Here is a 17,758-nt window from a genome sequence, read left to right as displayed (position 1 = left end):
GGCGGCCGTCCGCGGGGTCAGGGCACGAGGACGATCTTGCCGCGGGTGTGGCGGCGCGCGAGGTCCTCGTAGGCGTCCTTGACCCGCTCCAGCGGGTACGTCGCCGCGATCGGGATCGTCAGGCGGCCGGACGCGACGAGGCCGGCCAGCTCGGCGAGCACCTCGGTCGAGGTGGCGTCGATGCTGCCCTCGGTCTTGGCGCCGTACTTCTGGGCGGCGTCGCGGGAGATGATCGTGTCGATCCGCTCCGGCGGGACGCCGAGGGCGACAGCCAGCTCGACGTATTCGGGGCCGAACAGGTCGATGAAGGCGTCGACCCCGTCGGGCGCGGCGGCGCGCAGCCGGTCTTCCAGGCCGTCGCCGTAGGTGACCGGGGTGGCGCCCAGCGACCCGAGGTAGTCGCCGCTCGCGGCCGAGCCGATGCCGAGGACGGTGGCGCCCTTGAGCCGCAGCAGCTGCGTCGTCACCGTGCCGACGCCGCCGGCCGCCGCCGACACCGCCACGGTGTCGCCGGCGCCCGCGCCGACGGCCCGGACGGCCGCGTAGGCGGTGCAGCCGACGACGTAGAGCGCCCCGGCCGCCTCCCAGCTCATCTCGCGCGGTTTGCGGATCAGCTGGGCGGCGGGGACGACGATGTCGTCGGCGTGGCTGGCGCGGCGGTCGGACCAGCCCAGCACCTCGTCGCCCGCGGCGAACTCCGTCACGCCGGGGCCGACCTCGCTGACGACGCCGGCCAGGTCGCTGCCCTCGCCCGAGGGGAAGGTGGCGGGGAAGACATCCGCCAGGGCGCCGGACCTGATGGCGATCTCGCCGGGGTTGACGGACGCCGCCCGCATCCGGACCACGACCTCGCCCTCGGCAGGGGCAGGGACGTCGACCTCGGCGACGTAGAGGACGTCGAGGTCGCCGTAGGCGTCGAAGCGGACGGCCCGCGAGCGCCGGCGGCCGGTCTGCGCGCCGCTCACGGCCGTGCCGCCGTCGGGTTCGGGGTCATTCGTGGCCTCCTGTGGGCGCTGCGGCTGCGGAGCCTGCTCGGCGTCGGAGGGAGCCCGCCCGCGGTCCTTCGCGTGGCGCCTCCCCCTCCACCGTCGCCCCGCACCGCCGGGGTGTCCACCGCGACCCGCCAATCGGCCGATCGGGGCGACGCGGGGGGCCTACGGCTGGAAGTACTCCGCCATCACGTCGCTGACCCAGTCCGGCTGCCTGATGTCCGCCGGGGTGAACTCCACCATTGCCGGCTTGACGTCGATGACCGGGGTGCCGGAGACCGCGTCGAGGCCCACCACCGTCAGCTCGCGGCCGCGGACGGACTCGACGGCGCAGCACGTCACCCCGATGCGGTTCGGCCTGCGCGGGCCGCGGCCGGCGAAGACGCCCACCCGCGGGAGGTCGGCGCGGCCGCGGTAATGGCGCGGTTCGCGGTGGTCGTCGCTCTCGGGGAACTGGTCGAAGACGAAGAGGACCTCCACGTGGGAGAAGCCCTCAAGCCCCTTCAGGCACTCCTCGCCGAAGCGCTCGTCGATGGTGATCGTGCTGCGGACGGCGCCCCAGTTGTCCGTGTGCTGGACGTCCGTCCGGTCGTTGCTGACGGTGCCTATCGGTGTGACCTCGAAACTCGGCATGGAAGAGTTCTACCTCTCCACTCGGAGCCGTGTCGTGGGCGGACGGCGCCGGCACGCACCCGCGGCGGGTCAGCGGACGACCCGGAAGCCGATGTTCCCCGTCGAACTGTCCGGGGTGTTGGAGCTGCGGGCACCGACGCGGTAGCGGTTGCAGTAGGACACGTGGCACAGGTGGGAGCCGCCGCGCATCACGCGCCCGGTGCCGCTGGGCGGCCCGGCGGGGAAACGGCGCGGGGCGGTGCGGTGGAAGTCGGGGCTGAACCAGTCGGCGCACCACTCCCAGACGTTGCCCACGGTGTTGTACAGGCCGTAGCCGTTGGGCCGGTGCGCGCGGACCGGCACCGTGCCCTGCTGCACGCCGGGCGCGGCGTGCGGGAAGTCGCCCTGCCAGATGGCGAGCATCTTCCGTCCGCCGGGGGCGAGTTCGTCGCCCCACGGGTAGCGCCGGCCGGCCAGCCCGCCGCGGGCGGCGTACTCCCACTCGGCCTCGGTGGGCAGCCGGGTGCCCGACCAGGCGCAGTACGCGGCCGCGTCGTGCCACGACACGTGCACCACCGGGTGGTTCTGCCACCTGCCGTTCACGTCGGAGCCCGGACCGAACGGCGCCCGCCAGCAGGCGCCTTCCACCGCACGCCACCAGGGGGTGCCGGCGACGGCGGGCGAGGCGGTCCGCAGCCGCTGCGGCAGGAACGCCTCGAAGACGTAGGAGAAGCCGAACCGCTCCGCCTCGGTGACGTGGCCGGTCTCCTTCACGAAGGAGGCGAAGGCGGTGTTGGTGACGGTGGTCGGGGAGACCGCGAAGGGGCCGACCTCGACCTCGCGGACCGGCCCCTCGCCGTCGGCCGGCACCCCGTCGGAGTCCTCGGAGCCCATCAGGAAGGTGCCGCCGGGCAGCGCGACCAGGCCCCGCACGGCCCGTACGGCGGCGTCCGGCCGGCGCGCCGCCGTCGCGGTGCGCGGCGCGCCGAGCCGGATGCCGGTCGGGCCGTGCCCCGGGGTGCAGCACGGGGGAATCGGGGTGCTGTCCATCAGGACCTGCGCCTCCAGGGGTGCGGACGGGATGCGGAGGGGGTGCGGGTGCCGGCGCGGCGCGGAGAGGCCTGCGCGCCGGCACCCGCCCGGTCACGCGGCGCGGTCGGCCGCCAACTGCGCCGCGAGCGCCGGGATCCCGAGCGCGGCCTCCTGGGCAGGTGTGGCCTGGTAGAGCAGGTTGGTCAGCTGGTAGGGGTCGTTGGCCAGGTCGTAGTACTCGCGGAAGACCAGTTCGCCGGTGCCGACCTGCTGCCCGCCGGTGTCGGTGTGGAGCTTGTAGTACTCGGTGTACTGCCGGGTCGCGCTGACCGTGGACGCCCAGGTGTGCGGGTCCCCGCCCTCGCCGCGGTGCCACCACTCGACCAGCAGGTGGTCGCGCCGGTAGGAGCCGAGCAGCGAGTGGCCGTTCTGCGGGGTGTCGGGGGTGATGCCGGCCGCGTCGAGGATGGTGGGCGCGATGTCGATGTTGGCGGCGATCCGGTCGTCGACGGTGCCGCCGTCCAGTCCTGCGGCGGGCCAGGACACGTAGAACGGCACCTCGATGGCCGGCCGGTAGGGCACCGACTTGGCGGTCCAGCCGTGGTCGCCCCAGCAGTAGCCGTTGTCGCCGAGGTAGAAGACCAGGGTGTTGTCCAGCTGGCCGAGTGCGGCGAGCTTGTCGTGGATCTCCTGCACCGCGTCGTCGACCGACAGCAGCGTACGGAGCTGGTTGCGGCGGATGGTCCGGCCGTCGTCCAGCGTGTGGGTGGCGTTCTTGATGTAGTCCGGCTTGTCGCTGCGGTCGGCCTCGGGCACCGAGGGGCGGCCGTTCCACGCGGGGACGGCGGTGTCGGCGTACTTGGGCTCGGGGGTGTTGGGCCCGTGCGGGGCCTTGGGCGCGACGAAGGCGAACCACGGGCGGTTGTCGGTTCCCGCGGTGTCGAGGAAGTCCAGGACCCGGTTCTTGATCACGGTGGTGCTGTAGCCGGCGATGGTCCGCACGGTGCCGTTGTCGTTGTAGGTCCCGTTGTTGTACGCCACCGGGTCCAGCAGCAGCCAGTCGTCGAAGTGCTGGGGGTTGTCGGTGTTGGTCCAGGCGTTGAGGTACTTGCCGAACAGCCCTGTGCGGTAGCCGCTGTTGTGCAGGTAGCGCTGCACGGTCGTGTGCTGGTCCAGGTTGTACGGGCTGCTGTTGTCGCGCACCCCGTGGTTGTGCGCGTAGCGGCCGCTGAAGATCGACGAGCGGGACGGCGCGCACAGCGGGGTGCTCACGTGACCGCGGCTGAACTTCACCCCGTTGTCGACCAGCCAGCCCACCGTGTTGGGGGTGGCCCACTCGGTGGCGTTGGGCTGGTCGTCGGTGAGGATGACCAGGATGTTGGGGCGGCTCGCGGCCGCGGCCGGCGTGGCGGCGGCACCGGTGACGGCGGTTCCGGCGACCGCGGCGGAGGCCACGGCTGCTGCGCCGGCGAGGAAACCTCGCCGGCCGAGGTCCTGTCGGTCGTGACGGCTCACAGTGGTACCCCTCCTGAAACGGGGGGAGCGGGGCGCAGGAGAACGGGCCCGGGCGCTCGATGGCGGCGCATCTGTCGCGGCGACACTACGGTCGGCCGGGAAACCGCGACAACGACAGGCCCGCGCCTGACACGTTCATTTCATACTGCCGTCGCGTTGCCACACTGCCGCAACATCGCGTTGACCCTGCCGCCCCTCCCGCGGCGCCCTCAGGCCCCCGCCGGCGGGAGGACGATGGTGAAGTCGTCCTCCACCGGCGGGTCGAGTTCCTGCTCGCGCATCCCCGTCGCGGCGAAGGCGCGGACCCGCACGGCCCCGGGCGAGACGTCCAGGCGCAGGAAGCTCTTGAAGAACGGCGGGGCGAAGGTGGCGGCGCCCGGCGAGAGCACCTTGGTGTACGTCTTGCGGACCGGCAGGCGCATGCGGGCCTTGCGGTGCGGGGTGCGGGCGACGCCGAGCGCGGTCGCGACGAACCTGGTGCGCAGCGTGACCGGTGCGGCGGACTGCCGGGCCGCCGGGATGCCCAGCCGACGGGAGATGACCGCGGCGGCCTCTTCCGGGGTGAGTTCGAACAGCTTGCGCAGGTGGAGGCGGCGGCCGTAGAGGCGGCTGTAGAAGGCGAGGGAGTCGCCGCGCATCGGGTAGCAGCGGAAGGCGTCCTCCTCCACTCCCCCGACGGAGACCTTCGGTATGACGTGCGTGGCGTGCATGAACGCCCCGCCGCCGCCGGAGACGACGTACTCGATGCGGCGGCCGTCCACGTCGACCGGGTAGTGCTGGTAGTTGTGGATGTCGCCGCCGATGGCGGCGACATAGTGGTGGGCGGGATCGCGGACGATGTCGTCGACGGTGCCGCCCCCGGTTATCGCGCACGGGTGGTGCTCGCCGTCCACGTAGATCGGGGAGCCGGTGACCAGGATCTTCGGGCGGCTGCCCTGCGAGACGCGCCGCAGCCACGCGCCCTGCTCCTCGTCGATGTCGCCGAGCAGCCCGGTGTCTATGCCGATGATCCGCAGCGGGCCGGTGTCCAACGCCCAGTAGGGTCCCGGCTGTTCGGCAGCCTGGGCGGGCGCGGAGCGCATCCGGCGGGCGTCGTCGAGGGCGGCGTCGTCAGGGGTGTCCGGGCTCTTCCACAGCAGCGCGCGCCACCATGCGGCCGAAAGGAGTCTGGGGCGGGGGGACGCGGGCAGTTGCGGGGCGCGGCAGAAGACCCGCATGAAGCCCGTGAGGCCGTCGTACCAGTCGTGGTTGCCGGGGATCGCGTAGATCGGGGCCTGGTAGTCCCGGTAGGGCCGGAAGAACTTGTCGCGGTACTCGTTGGCGCTGCCCACCGGGTAGAGGACGTCGCTACACAGCAGCGCGAAGCGGGTGTCGGCGCCGGCCTTCAACAGGCCGGGTACGACCGCGTACTGGGGTCCGTCGCCCTCACCGGTGTCGCCCATCAGCAGGAACGAGTACGCGTCGGGGTCGTCGCGCCGGATCAGCAGGTCCCGGTCGGCGCCCCGGTCGGTCTGCCGGCGTACCCAGCGCTGCCGGTCGGCGCCGGAGGGGTCGCCGAAGAGCGAGGCGAGCGGCCCGTTGCGGGCCTTCCACAGGGTCGCGGGGTTGAGCCAGAACACCCGGGGGGTGTCGGTGGGCATCAACTCCGTGTAGCTGCCGGGTTGCTGGTCGCGCCATCCGGCGCCGGCCGCGGAGTCGCGTGAGGAGGCGGGCACCGGCGCACTGTAACAAGCCGCCCTGGCAGGCGGTCTACTGCCCGGCCTCCCAGAGCTCCCTGAAGCGCCGGATGCGCTCCGCGACCTTGTCGACCTGAAGGACCAGGGCGGCCGGCTATCCGGGCGGGGACGTCTATCCGGTCCAGCACTCCCGGGTGGAGTGGGGACCGGTCTTCCACCGCGGCCGGCTCGACGGGACCGCGCGGGTGCTGGTCATCGGCCAGGACCCGGCCGCCCACGAGGCCGTCGCCCGGCGCATCCCGGTCACCGCCTTCCACACCTGGCGCGACGCGCCGGGCAGCGCGCCCTCCTCCGGCGCGTACCAGCACATGCTGCACCCCACCTTCCCCGACAGCGCGATCGCCTCCGGCGCGGACCCCGTGCAGTCGTGGACCCGGCTGATCGACGACTGGAACGCCGCGCTGACCGCCCTGGACGGCGCCGTCACCCCGGACACCCCGCGCCCGCTGGTCCGCTACGACCCCGCGGTGGCCGCGACCGGCAAGCTGCCCCCTGCCGACCTCGGCACCATCCCCGAGGCCGACCTGCCCGCGGGGCTGCCCTCGTGGCTGCGCCTTCTGAGCCGCCCGCGCCCGTACGATCGCAGCACCACGCCAGCACCGTGCCCGTACACCTCCGCGATCGATCCCCGGCCCGAGGAGGGCGTCATGACGGACCCCGCACAGCACCCGGAGCGGCCCGCGCCGAACTACCCGGGGACGCTCGTGCCCGCCGGCCACGTCGAGCCGGTGCCGCGACGCATCCGCGGCTTCGCGGGCGGCCGCCCGGTGCTGGACACCCGGCGGGCCCGCTACGTGTGGGAGTGGCCGCCCTACCCGCAGTTCAGCATCCCGGTCGCGGACGTGACCGGCGGGGAGCTGGTCGACGAGGGGCATGAGGAGAAGCGGGCGCCCGGCACGGCACGGCGGCACGCGCTGCGGGTCGGCGAGGAGCTGCGGCCCGGCGCCGCGTGGGTGTGGGCCGACGACGCGTCCGAGGGGCTGGCCGGCACGGTCCGCTTCGAATGGGCGGCGCTGGACGCCTGGTTCGAGGAGGACGAGCAGGTCTTCGTCCACCCCAGGAGCCCGTACGCCCGGGTGGACGCACTCCGCTCCAGCAGCCACGTCCGGGTCGGACTCGACGGGCTCACGCTGGCCGACGCGCCCTCCTGCGTACCGGTCTTCGAGACCGGGCTGCCGACCCGCTACTACCTCGACCGCGTCTACGTCGACTTCACCCTGCTGACGCCGAGCGACACCGTCACCGCCTGCCCGTACAAGGGCACCACCAGCGGCTACTGGTCGGTCCGCACGCCCCACGGCACGCAGCGCGACCTGGCCTGGGCGTACGACTTCCCGACCCGCCAACTGGCGCCGATCGCCGGCCTGGTGTGCTTCTACAACGAGCGCGTGGACCTCTACGTCGACGGTGAACTGCTGCCGCGGCCCGAGCGCCGCTGACGCGGCCCGGTAGCACCGCCGCCGGACGTCGCAAGGGTGCCCGCCCGTCCACGTCCTGTCAGGGGCACCAGCCGGGCGGGCTCCGTGGACCCCACGCTACCGGCCCCGCGGACCGCTCCCCGCACGCGACCGCCTCCGCCCCAGGACACGCACTGAAGATCACCCGATCGAGCGACGTGACGGGGCGTCCGTCAGCGCCGCCGGGCCGTCGGGTCCGCCCAGCTGACGTGACGTCGGTCCGCCTCGCCGGCACGCTGCGAGGGCTCGCGCTGCTCCTTGCTCAGCAGTGCCCCACGGCAAGGCACCGAGGCGCACCATAAGTATGAAATGTCACTGATTGTGACTGATGCCCTTCTCGTGCAGACTTCGGGCGCGGAGTCCGCAGGTCGATCACTGCTGCTTCGCACCAGGGGGCCGATCCAGTCGAGAGGAAGGCAGGCGTCGCATGGAATGGGTGTCGAGGAAGCGAATGCTGGTCTGGTGGGTAGCCGCGAGCGCGGTCGCCGGCGGTCTGGCGGTGCCTGCGGTCGCGTGGGCGTCGGGGCCGGCGGCGGAACGGGCGCCGGCCGTGGTGCAGAAGGCGGCTCAGGGAGCACCCGACGCGCTGACCGCAACGGCGGTGGTGCGGGCTGACGGGCAGTGGAACCTGGACACTCTGCGGCTGACCTGGCGCCCGGCGCAGGACACGGAGCCGACGGAGTACCAGGTCTGGCTGAACGGCGCCTTCGCGCAGCGGGTCCTGTTCGGTGCGCCCACCTCGGGCCAGACCGTGCACTACGTCAACGTCGGCGAGAGCCCCGACACCGAGTTCGCGGTCAAGATCCGCGCCAAGCTGCCCTCGGGCGCCTGGAGCGCGTTCTCCAACGAGTACACGATCACCACCCCCCGCTGACCGCACCCACCCGAGGAGACACGCAGATGAACAAGCGCACGAAGTCGTGGGGGCTGGTCGCGCTCGGCATGGTGGCGGCCGCCGTCGCGGTACCGGCCACGGTGCCGGCGGCCGCGGCACCCGTCGTCCCGCAGCACGGGGCGATGACCTATCCCGTCGCCAGGGCCAGGGCCTGCAAGGACCTCGGCGTCACGGACTGGCCCGGCGGCGAGAGCCCCAACGCCGCGTGCAATGCCGCCTACGAGGCCGGCGGCGGCTGGGAGAGCGGCGCCTACCCCTTCAACAACTGGATGGAGATCTCGCCCCGGCCAGGCTTCTGGGACGGCGAGGGCGGCTACTCCCACATCCGCCAGAACGTGCCCGACGGGGAACTGTGCAGTGCCGGCCGGGAGTCCAACCGCGGCCTGGACCTGGCCCGGGGCGACTGGCCCACGACGGAACTGCGGTCAGGTGCCGAGGACGTCTTCACCTTCCACGCCACCGCCGCCCACGGCGAGTACGTTCTGGAGATCTACGCCACCAAGGACGGCTACAGCCCCACGCAGAAGCTGACCTGGGGCGACCTGGACAAGACGCCGTTCTTCATCACGAACGGCACCGCGATCGACAACGGCGACTACACCTTCGACGTCACCCTGCCGGACAAGCACGGCAAGCACCTCCTCTACGCCGTCTACTCGGGCAACAACGCCCAGGGCGGCGAGAGCTTCAACAGCTGCATCGACGTCAACTTCACCTGATCCGGCCCCGTGGTCGGGGCGACAGCCCCGACCGGGACGGTCCGGCGGTGCGGGAGCCCCGCAGGGGGCGTCCGCACCGTCCGGCCCGGGCGGGTCAGCTCAGTGCGAACTTCTGTGCTGCCGTGCCGTTGCAGTCGTGGATCTGGAGCCGGGTGCCGTTGGCGGTGGCCCCGTCGGTGGCGTCCAGGCAGCGGCGGGACTGCGGGTTGAACAGCGAGCCGTCGCTCTGCTGCAGCCAGAGCTGGCCGCCGATGTCGGCGCAGTCCGACAGCTCGACCGGGGTGTCCTGCGCGGTGCCGTTGCCGGTGACGTCCAGGCAGCGGCCCAGGGTGTGCAGCGATCCGTCGGGCTCGTGCGTCCAGTGCTGGTCGAGGGCGTACGACTGGCAGTCGTAGAGCTCGACGGCCGAACTGTCGCCGCCGTTGTCGTCACCGTAGACGTCGACGCATTTGCCGGTGGGACCGGCGATCGTGCCGCCGCCGTTCACGATGAACAGCTGGGCCACGGTGGCGTTGCAGTCGTGGATGCGCAGCCGGCTGCCGTTGGCGGTGGCGCCGCTCGGGGTGTCGAGGCAGCGGCCGGACTGCGGGTTGAACAGCGAGCCGTCGGCGCGCTGCACCCACTTCTGGCCGCCGACGCCGTTGCAGTCCCACAGCTCGACCTGGGTGTCCTGGGCGGTGCCGTTGCCGTTGATGTCCAGGCAGCGGCCCAGGGTGCGCAGCGATCCGTCGGGCTCGTGCGTCCAGTGCTGGTCGGCGGCGCCGCTCTTGCAGTCCCACATCTGGACGGCGGCCCGGTCGCCGCCGATGTCGTCGCCGGCGACGTCGACGCACTTGTCGCCGGGGGCGCTGATCGTGGCGGGGGCGACTCCTGCGGTGTCGCCCGCGTAGCCGGCCGCCACGATGCCGGCCTGCACGGCGTTGTCCGCCGCGTCGGAGGGGTAGCCGGCGGTGATGGCGCCCTCGAAGAAGGAGCCGCCGGCGCGGTTGCTGTTGTCGCCGCCGGTGCCCAGGGCGATGGAGCCGTCCTTCTTCATGGGCGCGTAACCGGGCGGCAGCGCGCCGTTCCACCACGTGGTGAGGCCGCCGGTGCGGGAGTCGCCGCCCTTGAGGGCGAAGCTCGTCCGGCCGTCGTTCTTCAGCACCGCCGTGACGAAGGGCGTGGAGTTGCCGCCGTTGCGGCTGTGGGCGTTGGTGTCGGCCTGGAAGATGCCGTCCTCCAGGTCGGCCTGTACCCACGGGCCGTTGCCGGTACAGGGGTCGCAGGCGCGCGCCGGGGAGATGTTGAGGGCGTCCATGTGGCCGGCGCCGGTGTCCTCCGGCTTGGCCTCGACGTTCCCGAAGTCGAAGCAGCAGTCGTGGATGGTGTGGGTGCCGCTGGTCACCATGTACATGCCCTCGGGCTGGTCGCCGGTGGCCACACCGCTGCCGACCGCGTGCCGGTAGCCGATGCCGGGCTGCACGTAGACCCCGTACACCGCATGTCCGGCGACGGTGACGTGCAGCGCGTTGGCCAGCGCCCCGGCGTTGGCGGCGCCCGCGGTGCCGGCGCCGGCGATCGTCAGGTCGTTGTGCTGCGGCGACTGGTCGTAGATGCGGGTGATGACGCAGGCGGTGCCGGTGCAGAAGGCGTTCTGCCCGGACGCGTCGGCGTAGCCGCCGGTGGTGAGCACGCCGATGTCGCGGGTCGCGCCGTCGCCGACCCGGGTGACCTGGTAGAGGCTGCCGCCGTAGCCGGAGTACAGCGCGCGCACCGTGCTGAAGGCGCCGACGCACGGGGTGCCCGCGCCGCCGTAGACGTCGCAGGGCAGGGAACCGGCCGCGTGCACGGGGCCGGTGGTGCCGAGAAGCAGTCCTGCGGCCAGGACGAGCGTCCCGCCCAGCGCGATGAGGGCGCGGCGGCAGCGCCGTAACGCCGAGCGCAGCCGGTTCCTGGGAGGGTGTGCGGTCATCGTCGGCCCTTTCTCCGTCGAGGTGTCCGTCGAGGCGGCGCGGGGTCGCGCGGGTGCCGGAGAGCGGCGGGTGGGTCGCGCCCGCCGCTCCCGCATGAGGCGATGCGGTGTGCGTGGTGCGCACGATGCGCCGAGTGCGGCGTGTTGCGATCCTACGAGGCCCGGGATGCCGCACCGGCGGCGGGCCTCAGCCCCGGCGCCGCCCGCGTCAGTACAGCGTCGGCCACTTGGACCTCGGCCAGGCGAGCACCGCGAAGATCTGCGCCGCGGCCGCCTGCTGGATCGACTGCGTGGCGCCGCCGGTGTCGAAGTGCACCAGGCCGGTCTGCGGGTCGCTGGCGCTGCTCCACACCCAGCCCGCGTAATCGGCCATCGCCTGCTGGTACTTGTGGCCTCCGGTGACGGACTCCAGCAGCAGCAGGTTCTTGAAGAAGATCGAGTTGAAGAACACCGGCTGGCTCGTGAGCTTGCCGCCGGTGACGTAGTAGTCGTAGGCCGCCTCGGCGATGCGCTCGGCGCGCGCGAGGTACGTACGGTCGTGAGTGGCCTGGTAGAGAAGGACGTTGACGCCGATGGGGACGCCCTGGTTGTAGGTCCAGAAGGTCTGGTCGACGGCGCCCGCGAGTTTGACGTTGTCCCAGTAGAGCCCGCTCGGGCTCTGCAGGTTGGCGTTGGTCCAGTCGTAGAACCGCTTCGCGTCGTCCAGGTAGGCGCGCTTGCCGGTGATCTGGTAAAGCCGCACGCCCAGTTCGGCGGCGGGCATGTTGGACACGGTGTTGCGGTCCTGGCTCCAGGGCGCCTGGGTCCAGAAGACGCCGCCGGGAGCGGCGTGGCTCGGGTCGGTGTCCCACCCGGACCTGACCAACGTGAAGATCTGCTCCGCCCGGGACAGCGCGGCGGCGTCGTGGTGCTGGAGGTAGTCCTGGACCTTCTCCAGGCCGACCCACTCGTTGTCATCGTAGAACAGGTCGCCGCCCGCTCCGTAGGGGGCGATGACGTAGGAGTCGTAGCCGGCCACTCCGGTCGTCCCGCCGGCGGGGTTCCAGTAGTGCTCCTGCGAGCGGTCCACCGCGGCCAGCTTCTGCCGGTAGTGGGGGTCGACCGCGGAGATGTCCAGTGCGGCGACGTGCACCTGGGACAGCGGCCACTCGTAGGAGTACGGGTTGTCGCCGGCTGCCACCGGATACTGCTCGCGGAACAGCCCGGAACCGTCCGTCGTGCCGAAGTACTTCTCCAGTGCCGCGTACGTCGCGGTGGCCCGGGCTTCGTTGGTGCCCGCCGGGGACGCCGGCCGGACCGGGTCCGCGGGCCGGGCCGCGCCTGGGGATGCCGCTGACACGGTGCCGGCTGCCAGGACGGCCACGACGGCGCCGGTCACGGTGAGCTTCAGGCGGCGTGAGCGCATGGGAAGCGCCTCCTCTCGACTGCCGCGGTCGGCGGCAGCGCGTCGGGTATGACAACGTTGTCACTCTTGGCTTCGACCAGAAGCTATCGGCGGGCTCGAAGCGCAGTCAATGGAGCGGGCGGAATTACCGCTCGGCGGCCCCGAACTGACGACACGTCATCTCACCAGGTCACGACCGTGATCACCGAGCCTGCGCGGCCGCGCCCTTGGGTACGCCCCGCTGCGATCTGCGGGTGGCGGCGACGGCGCACGCGGCGGCGGCGAGCCCGAAGCCCTGCGCGGCCGGGTTCACGTAACCGGGGACGGTCCCGGGGGTGTAGCTGCTGCCGTCCTGGTTCACGCAGACGAAGCGGAGCGGCACGTAACCCACTGTGTAGTCGACGACGTTCCACGCCCGTCCGGGATCTCCCGGCGCCCGGCAGGGCCGGAGCGGCGAGGAGTCGGTACCCCCGTCCTCCGCGTCCAGGACCGCGAACCCGACGACGACCAGGCCCCAGGCGTAGGCGGCGGCCGCGACGGCACCCAGGAACGCGGCGAGGCAGCGGAGCCACACGTTGCGGCCGCTGCGCCGCCCACCGGCCCGGACGAGGGTGGAGCAGCCGTACCCGACGAGGCCGAAGCCCGCCACCAGGCCGGCCGGAATGAGCAACGCGAGCAGCAACACCATCGGGCGAGTCCACCAGGGCGGGGCCGGGCCGCCTGCGACGGAGGCCACAGTTCCCGCACCAGGTGTGTCACGAACGCCCGCCGCCCGCCTGCACGGCGCCCGGCGCCGGGCTGCCGGCCGCCTGCGGGACGTCGCGAAGTGCGGGCGACTCCGGCGTCACCCGGAGGTGCAGAGCGGCGAGCAGCACGCACAGCGCGGCCATCGTGGACCACAGGGCGGTCGTCCCCGCGCGGGCGAGGAGCTGGGTGCCGAGGACGGGGGCGAGCGTCGCGGCGACGCCCCAGCTGGTGCCGAAGACGGCCAGGTAGCGGCCGCTCGCGCCGGGCGGCGCGAGGTCGGTGACGAGCGCGTAGACGCGGCCCATGACCAGCAGGTCGCCGAGGCTCCACACGACAGCCGAGGCGACGAGCGCCGGCAGGGTGCGGGCGAGGGCGTAACCGGTCAGCCCCGCGGCGAGGAGGAGGTGGGCGAGGGCGAGGGCGGCGGGTGTGGTGAGCCGGCCCGTCCAGCGCAGCCGGATCAGCGGTTGGGCGAGCACCGTGGTGGCCGCGGTGGCGGTGAACAGCAGCCCGGCGTCGGCTGCGGGCAGGCCCTGCCGAGTGAGCGCGAGGGGCAGGGTCATCACCGTCTGCTGGTTGATCAGGGCGTAGGCGGTTCCGGTGGCCAGGACGGTCAGCAGCGCCCGGTCGCGCAGCGGTCGGACGGCTGCGCCGGCCCGGTCCGTCCCGAGCGGTGCCGGGCGGTCGCAGGGAAGGGCCAGCCGGATCAGCAGCGCGCAGGCAAGGCACGTAGCGGCGTCGGTGACGAAGAGCCAGCGCAGGTCCCAGCGCCCGAGCAGCGAGGCAAGCAGTCCCGCACCCATGCCGCCCGCCGCGAGCGCGGCGCTGAACAGACTGAACGCGCGTACCCGCTGCCGCTCCGGCACGGACTCGCCGATCAGCGCCTGGCTCGGCGGCTCGTAGAGCTCGAAGGCCAGCCCGAGCAGCACCGCCGCGGCGACGGTCCAGCCGAGCGACGTCGAGGCGGCGATCGCCAGCTGCGCCACGGCGCATCCGCAGAGCCCGAGCACGATGGTCGTGCGCCGGCCGATGCGGTCGGCGAGCCTGCCCCCGGCCAGCCGCGACGGTATCGTCGCGCACCCGAAGGCGGCGGTGACCAGCCCGGCGGTGGTCAGGCTCGCGCCGTGGTCGGCGCAGATCAGCGCGGTCAGGAAGGGCAGCGAGAAGGCTCCGAGCTGGTTGACGACCCGCGCGAGCAGCAGCAGGCGGACGGCGCGGGGCAGCGGTTCGAACTGTGGCGGCACGGCGCCTCCCGTCACTGGTCAATCGTCTATTGTCGGTGACGGACACCGTAGCCACGCGAGAGGTAACTGGTCAAGTGTTGTTCGACAGTCACATGCGGATCCTGCTCGACGCCTCGGTGGCGCTCGTCAACGCACTGACCGACGGCGAGGCGCGCGGCCGCCGGTACCTCGCCCCCGAGGGCGCGGAGCGGGTCGAGGCGGTCCGGGCCGCGCTCTCCGCCGGAGCTGACCTGGAACTCGGCGAGGCCGACCAGCTGGCCGAGACCGCCCGCGCCCTGCGCACCGTCTTCGAAGCCGCGGCCGCCGACCGCCTCGACGACGCGGCCCCCGCACTCAACGCACTGCTGCGCGAGACCGGCGCCCGCCCCCAGCTCGACCGCGCCCCCGGGGAGCCGTGGCAGGTCCACTTCCACGGCGCCGACGACTCCTACGCCGTCGGCTGGAGCGCCGGCTGCGCCACCGGCCTCGCCATGACCCTCGGCGGCGACCACGCCGGCCGCCTCGGCGTCTGCGCGGCCCCGCACTGCGACCGGGTCTACGTCGACACCTCCCGCAACGCCGGCCGCCAGTTCTGCTCGACGGCCTGCCAGAACCGGGTCAAGGCGGCGGCGTTCCGTGCGCGGCACGCGGGCGACGGGGACTGAGCGGCTGCCTCCCGGCGGGCGCGTGGGAGGAACATGCCGACGGCTCCGGCCTCAGCGCCTTCCTCGGTCCCGTCACCCTCGCCGACGCCGCCGCTTCCCTGCGGGGCAACCTCTCCACGGGCAGCACAGGGGACGACGTCCTCGCCCACCCGGCGGCCGGCAGCGGCAACACCTGGGACACCGCGGGCGCTTCCCGCCTCTCGGCCACGACCGACCCCGCCTCCGCCCCGGCCGCCCGCCGCCCGGACGGCGCCCTGCCGGCGACGGGCTTCCTGACCACGGGTACAACGACGGGCGCCGCCCCGATGACCGAGAGCTGAGCCCGCCGGCTCCGGCGGCCCGGGCGGCGATCCTGCCGCGGGGCGCCGTACCGGGGACGTCACGGGGTAGCCGACGGGTACCAGTCCGTCTCCGGGAGGTTCTCGTGAAGCGTCTGAACCGCTGGCTCGACCAACACCCCTGGGCCTGGGCCGTCCTGCTGGTGGTCGTCAACGCCGGCGTACTCCTCGCCATCCGGCCCAGCCGCTCCCCGATCGGCGCCTTACTGAGCTCTGTCCTCTACGCCGCATTCGCCCTGTGGGCCTACCGGCGACGCCGCAGGCGCGACCTGCGGGCGGCGGGCAGCCAGGACGCGGACATCCGGGGACTGGGCAGGATGATCGCCAAGGGTCAGGTACCGGAGGACGCCGGGCAGCGGGACCAGATGCGCGGCCTGATGGTCCGGCGGCGCCGGCAGATCAAGCGCGCGCGGTGGCTGATGCCGCTGTTCAGTACCATGGTGCTGGTCATCGCGGGACTCGGTATCGCCTCGCACAGCTGGGCGGCGGCGCTCCCGCTCATCGCCCTCGTGGTGCTCTTCGACAGCATGGCCGTCCTCGGATACCGCAAGCAGAAGCGCAATCTGCGGCGACTCGACGAACGCCTTTCCTGACGCCCGCGTACGGCTCACGGCATCTGCGGTGAACTCCTGCTGCCGCCCGCGCGGTCGGGGTTGCCGACCGCATGCGGGCACCTCGGCGGCCGGCTGGCGGAACCGGCCTGGAAACCCTCGCACGCTCCTGCCGCAAATTCCGGCGCGGGCACCGTCACGGAATCGGCGTCCTCGTAGAGGATCTCTCCCGGGGCAAGCCGATCCCGGTCGGCCGGCGTGAAGGAGACGTGCGTTGACGACCATGAGTTGTCGCTGGTCCAGCCATGGAGGATGTATGTGGTCCCGGCGTTCAGCTGAGCAAGGGGCCTGGTCGCGGTCCAGCCCTCCTCGGCCGGCCGGCAGCGCGGCTGCGCCCGCCCCGCCGCAGCGGGTCCGGCCCCGCGAGCCGCGGGCGGCGGGTGCGTCGCGCAGCGCCTAGAATGGAACGCATGTTCGACACCTTCCCCGCCCCCGACCGCTCGCGGCAAGACGCCGTACCCCCGGACTGGCCCCTGCTGCTGGTCAGGGCGGAGCCGCCCGGGGACGGGGAGCGGTGCTCCACCAGGAGGCGGGACGTCGTGGTCGCCGTGCGCGCGGGGGGCTGGGAGGAGGCCGTGGTGTGGGCCTGGGCCGGGGGTGACGGCGGCGCCGGGGGGACGGTGCGGTGGCGGTGCCAGATCGAGGTCGGCGGGCACATCAGCTGGTACGTCCACGACGACCGGCTGATCCACCGGCTGGACACCGGGTACTGAGCCCGGCGCCAGGCCCTGCACCTCGGCCGGCGGCCGGACGGTCAGGTGGTAGTCCTGCGCGATCCGGCCGGCGTCCAGCAGGAGGAAGACCCGCGCGGCCCAGGCCACCTCGCCGGCCCGCGGGCCGTCGGCGCGCGCCGGCGGACCGGGGTCTGCCGGCCGGTGTTCCGCACCGGCAGGCCGGTCGGGCCGCCCGCATGAGGGCGGCCGTACCCAAGCCGTACCGCACCCCGTTTCCCGGAGAACGCCCGGTTGGCCGACGGGCTGCGGCCCGCATGGAGGGAAGGAGAAGCCGTGGCGGTCTGGCTCGCAGGCCGCCGCGGACGGCGGGAGACGCCAGCATGCTCATCGACCTTTCCGGCAGGACCGCCCTGGTCACCGGCTCCACCCAGGGGATCGGCCGAGCGATCGCGGCCGGTCTCGCGCGGTCCGGCGCCCGCGTGGGGGTGAACGGCCGCAGCCCCGACTCGGTGGAGCGGGCCGTCGCGGAACTGCGCGAGGAGACCGGGAGCGACGGCTTCTTCGCCGCACCGGGCGACCTGGCCTCCGACGACGGCGCCGCCCTGGTGACCGGCTCGCTCGCCGACGTCGACATCCTCGTCAACAACCTCGGCGTCTTCGGCGCCGTCCCGGCACTGGAGATCAGCGATGAGCAGTGGCGCCGGTACTTCGAGGTGAACGTGCTCGCGGCGGTGCGGTTGATCCGTACGTACCTGCCGGGGATGAAGGACCGCTCGTGGGGCCGGGTGCTGAACGTCGCCAGCGACTCGGCGGTGGTCATCCCGGTCGAGATGATCCACTACGGCATGACGAAGACCGCGCTCCTGGCCGTCACCCGCGGTTTCGCGAAGGAGGCCGCCGGCTCCGGCGTGACCGTCAACTCGCTGATCGCCGGCCCCACCCACACCGGTGGCGTCGAGGACTTCGTGTACTCGCTGGTCGACCCCGCGCTGCCCTGGGAGGAGGCGCAGCGCGCCTTCATGGCCGAGCACCGGCCGCAGTCGCTGCTGCGGCGGCTGATCGAGCCCGAGGAGATCGCCCACATGGCGGTCTACCTCAGCTCCGACCTCGCCACGGCCACCACCGGCGGGGCGGTCCGGGTGGACGGCGGCTACGTGGACTCGATCCTTCCCTGACCGGCCCGGCTCCGGCCCGGGCTGCCCCGGAAGGT

The 17,758-nt window shown here is 73.1% G+C and carries 16 protein-coding genes; 7 read left to right on the top strand and 9 right to left on the bottom strand.

All coding sequences use genetic code 11. The annotated features are described in order from the left end of the window. Positions 1–17 precede the first annotated feature (17 nt). The 5 genes from NFU81_RS37940 to NFU81_RS37920 form a co-directional block, all read right to left on the bottom strand. Complete coding sequence (locus NFU81_RS37940) at positions 18–965, bottom strand: NADP-dependent oxidoreductase (RefSeq protein WP_251500940.1); 948 nt, start codon at positions 963–965, stop codon at positions 18–20. Positions 966–1,154: 189 nt separating this feature from the next. Beyond that, positions 1,155–1,622: an SAM-dependent methyltransferase gene (locus NFU81_RS37935; protein ID WP_251500938.1), complete on the bottom strand. Its 468-nt coding sequence runs from the start codon at positions 1,620–1,622 to the stop codon at positions 1,155–1,157. Positions 1,623–1,691: 69 nt separating this feature from the next. Then, positions 1,692–2,651, bottom strand: a complete 960-nt coding sequence (locus NFU81_RS37930; RefSeq protein WP_251500935.1) for a formylglycine-generating enzyme family protein — start codon at positions 2,649–2,651, stop codon at positions 1,692–1,694. A 93-nt stretch (positions 2,652–2,744) separates the two neighbouring features. Next, positions 2,745–4,148, bottom strand: a complete 1,404-nt coding sequence (locus NFU81_RS37925; RefSeq protein WP_251500931.1) for a sulfatase family protein — start codon at positions 4,146–4,148, stop codon at positions 2,745–2,747. 209 nt (positions 4,149–4,357) lie between these two features. Beyond that, positions 4,358–5,863 (bottom strand): metallophosphoesterase family protein, encoded by a 1,506-nt coding sequence (locus tag NFU81_RS37920; protein WP_251500928.1) that lies wholly within the window; start codon positions 5,861–5,863, stop codon positions 4,358–4,360. 668 nt (positions 5,864–6,531) lie between these two features. Between NFU81_RS37920 and NFU81_RS37915 the strand changes: the two genes are divergently transcribed. The 3 genes from NFU81_RS37915 to NFU81_RS37905 all read left to right on the top strand — a co-directional run bounded on the left by NFU81_RS37915 (position 6,532) and on the right by NFU81_RS37905 (position 8,955). Next, positions 6,532–7,323, top strand: a complete 792-nt coding sequence (locus NFU81_RS37915; protein WP_251501387.1) for a DUF427 domain-containing protein — start codon at positions 6,532–6,534, stop codon at positions 7,321–7,323. Positions 7,324–7,777: 454 nt separating this feature from the next. Then, on the top strand, positions 7,778–8,215 hold the full coding sequence (locus NFU81_RS37910; protein ID WP_251500925.1) for a hypothetical protein: 438 nt from the start codon (positions 7,778–7,780) through the stop codon (positions 8,213–8,215). Positions 8,216–8,241: 26 nt separating this feature from the next. Beyond that, positions 8,242–8,955: a lytic polysaccharide monooxygenase gene (locus NFU81_RS37905; protein WP_251500922.1), complete on the top strand. Its 714-nt coding sequence runs from the start codon at positions 8,242–8,244 to the stop codon at positions 8,953–8,955. 94 nt (positions 8,956–9,049) lie between these two features. Here the strand turns inward: NFU81_RS37905 and NFU81_RS40930 are convergent, their stop codons facing one another. The 4 genes from NFU81_RS40930 to NFU81_RS37880 all read right to left on the bottom strand — a co-directional run bounded on the left by NFU81_RS40930 (position 9,050) and on the right by NFU81_RS37880 (position 14,281). Beyond that, a complete protein-coding gene (locus NFU81_RS40930) occupies positions 9,050–10,906 on the bottom strand; it encodes an arabinofuranosidase catalytic domain-containing protein (RefSeq protein WP_274037484.1) in 1,857 nt (618 codons plus the stop codon). 208 nt (positions 10,907–11,114) lie between these two features. Then, positions 11,115–12,311: a glycoside hydrolase family 76 protein gene (locus NFU81_RS37890; protein WP_251500920.1), complete on the bottom strand. Its 1,197-nt coding sequence runs from the start codon at positions 12,309–12,311 to the stop codon at positions 11,115–11,117. 181 nt (positions 12,312–12,492) lie between these two features. After that, positions 12,493–12,978, bottom strand: a complete 486-nt coding sequence (locus tag NFU81_RS37885) for a hypothetical protein (RefSeq protein WP_251500917.1) — start codon at positions 12,976–12,978, stop codon at positions 12,493–12,495. 67 nt (positions 12,979–13,045) lie between these two features. Then, complete coding sequence (locus NFU81_RS37880) at positions 13,046–14,281, bottom strand: MFS transporter (RefSeq protein WP_251500914.1); 1,236 nt, start codon at positions 14,279–14,281, stop codon at positions 13,046–13,048. 74 nt (positions 14,282–14,355) lie between these two features. Here NFU81_RS37880 and NFU81_RS37875 point away from each other — a divergent pair, with 74 nt between their 5' ends. The 4 genes from NFU81_RS37875 (at position 14,356) to NFU81_RS37860 (ending at position 17,723) form a co-directional block, all read left to right on the top strand. Beyond that, positions 14,356–14,925: a CGNR zinc finger domain-containing protein gene (locus NFU81_RS37875; RefSeq protein ID WP_251500902.1), complete on the top strand. Its 570-nt coding sequence runs from the start codon at positions 14,356–14,358 to the stop codon at positions 14,923–14,925. 424 nt (positions 14,926–15,349) lie between these two features. Next, the gene (locus NFU81_RS37870) at positions 15,350–15,856 is read left to right on the top strand and encodes a hypothetical protein (RefSeq protein WP_251500900.1); all 507 of its coding nucleotides are present in this window, start codon (positions 15,350–15,352) and stop codon (positions 15,854–15,856) included. 428 nt (positions 15,857–16,284) lie between these two features. Next, complete coding sequence (locus NFU81_RS37865; protein ID WP_251500898.1) at positions 16,285–16,587, top strand: hypothetical protein; 303 nt, start codon at positions 16,285–16,287, stop codon at positions 16,585–16,587. Between the two features lie 341 nt (positions 16,588–16,928). Beyond that, positions 16,929–17,723, top strand: a complete 795-nt coding sequence (locus NFU81_RS37860) for an SDR family NAD(P)-dependent oxidoreductase (RefSeq protein ID WP_251500896.1) — start codon at positions 16,929–16,931, stop codon at positions 17,721–17,723. Positions 17,724–17,758 lie beyond the last annotated feature (35 nt).

Origin of the sequence: Actinacidiphila cocklensis (genome assembly GCF_907177275.1) — a bacterium.
In the GTDB taxonomy this organism is placed as follows: Bacteria; Actinomycetota; Actinomycetes; order Streptomycetales; family Streptomycetaceae; genus Actinacidiphila; species Actinacidiphila cocklensis.
This window is presented reverse-complemented; position numbering and strand designations above follow the sequence as displayed.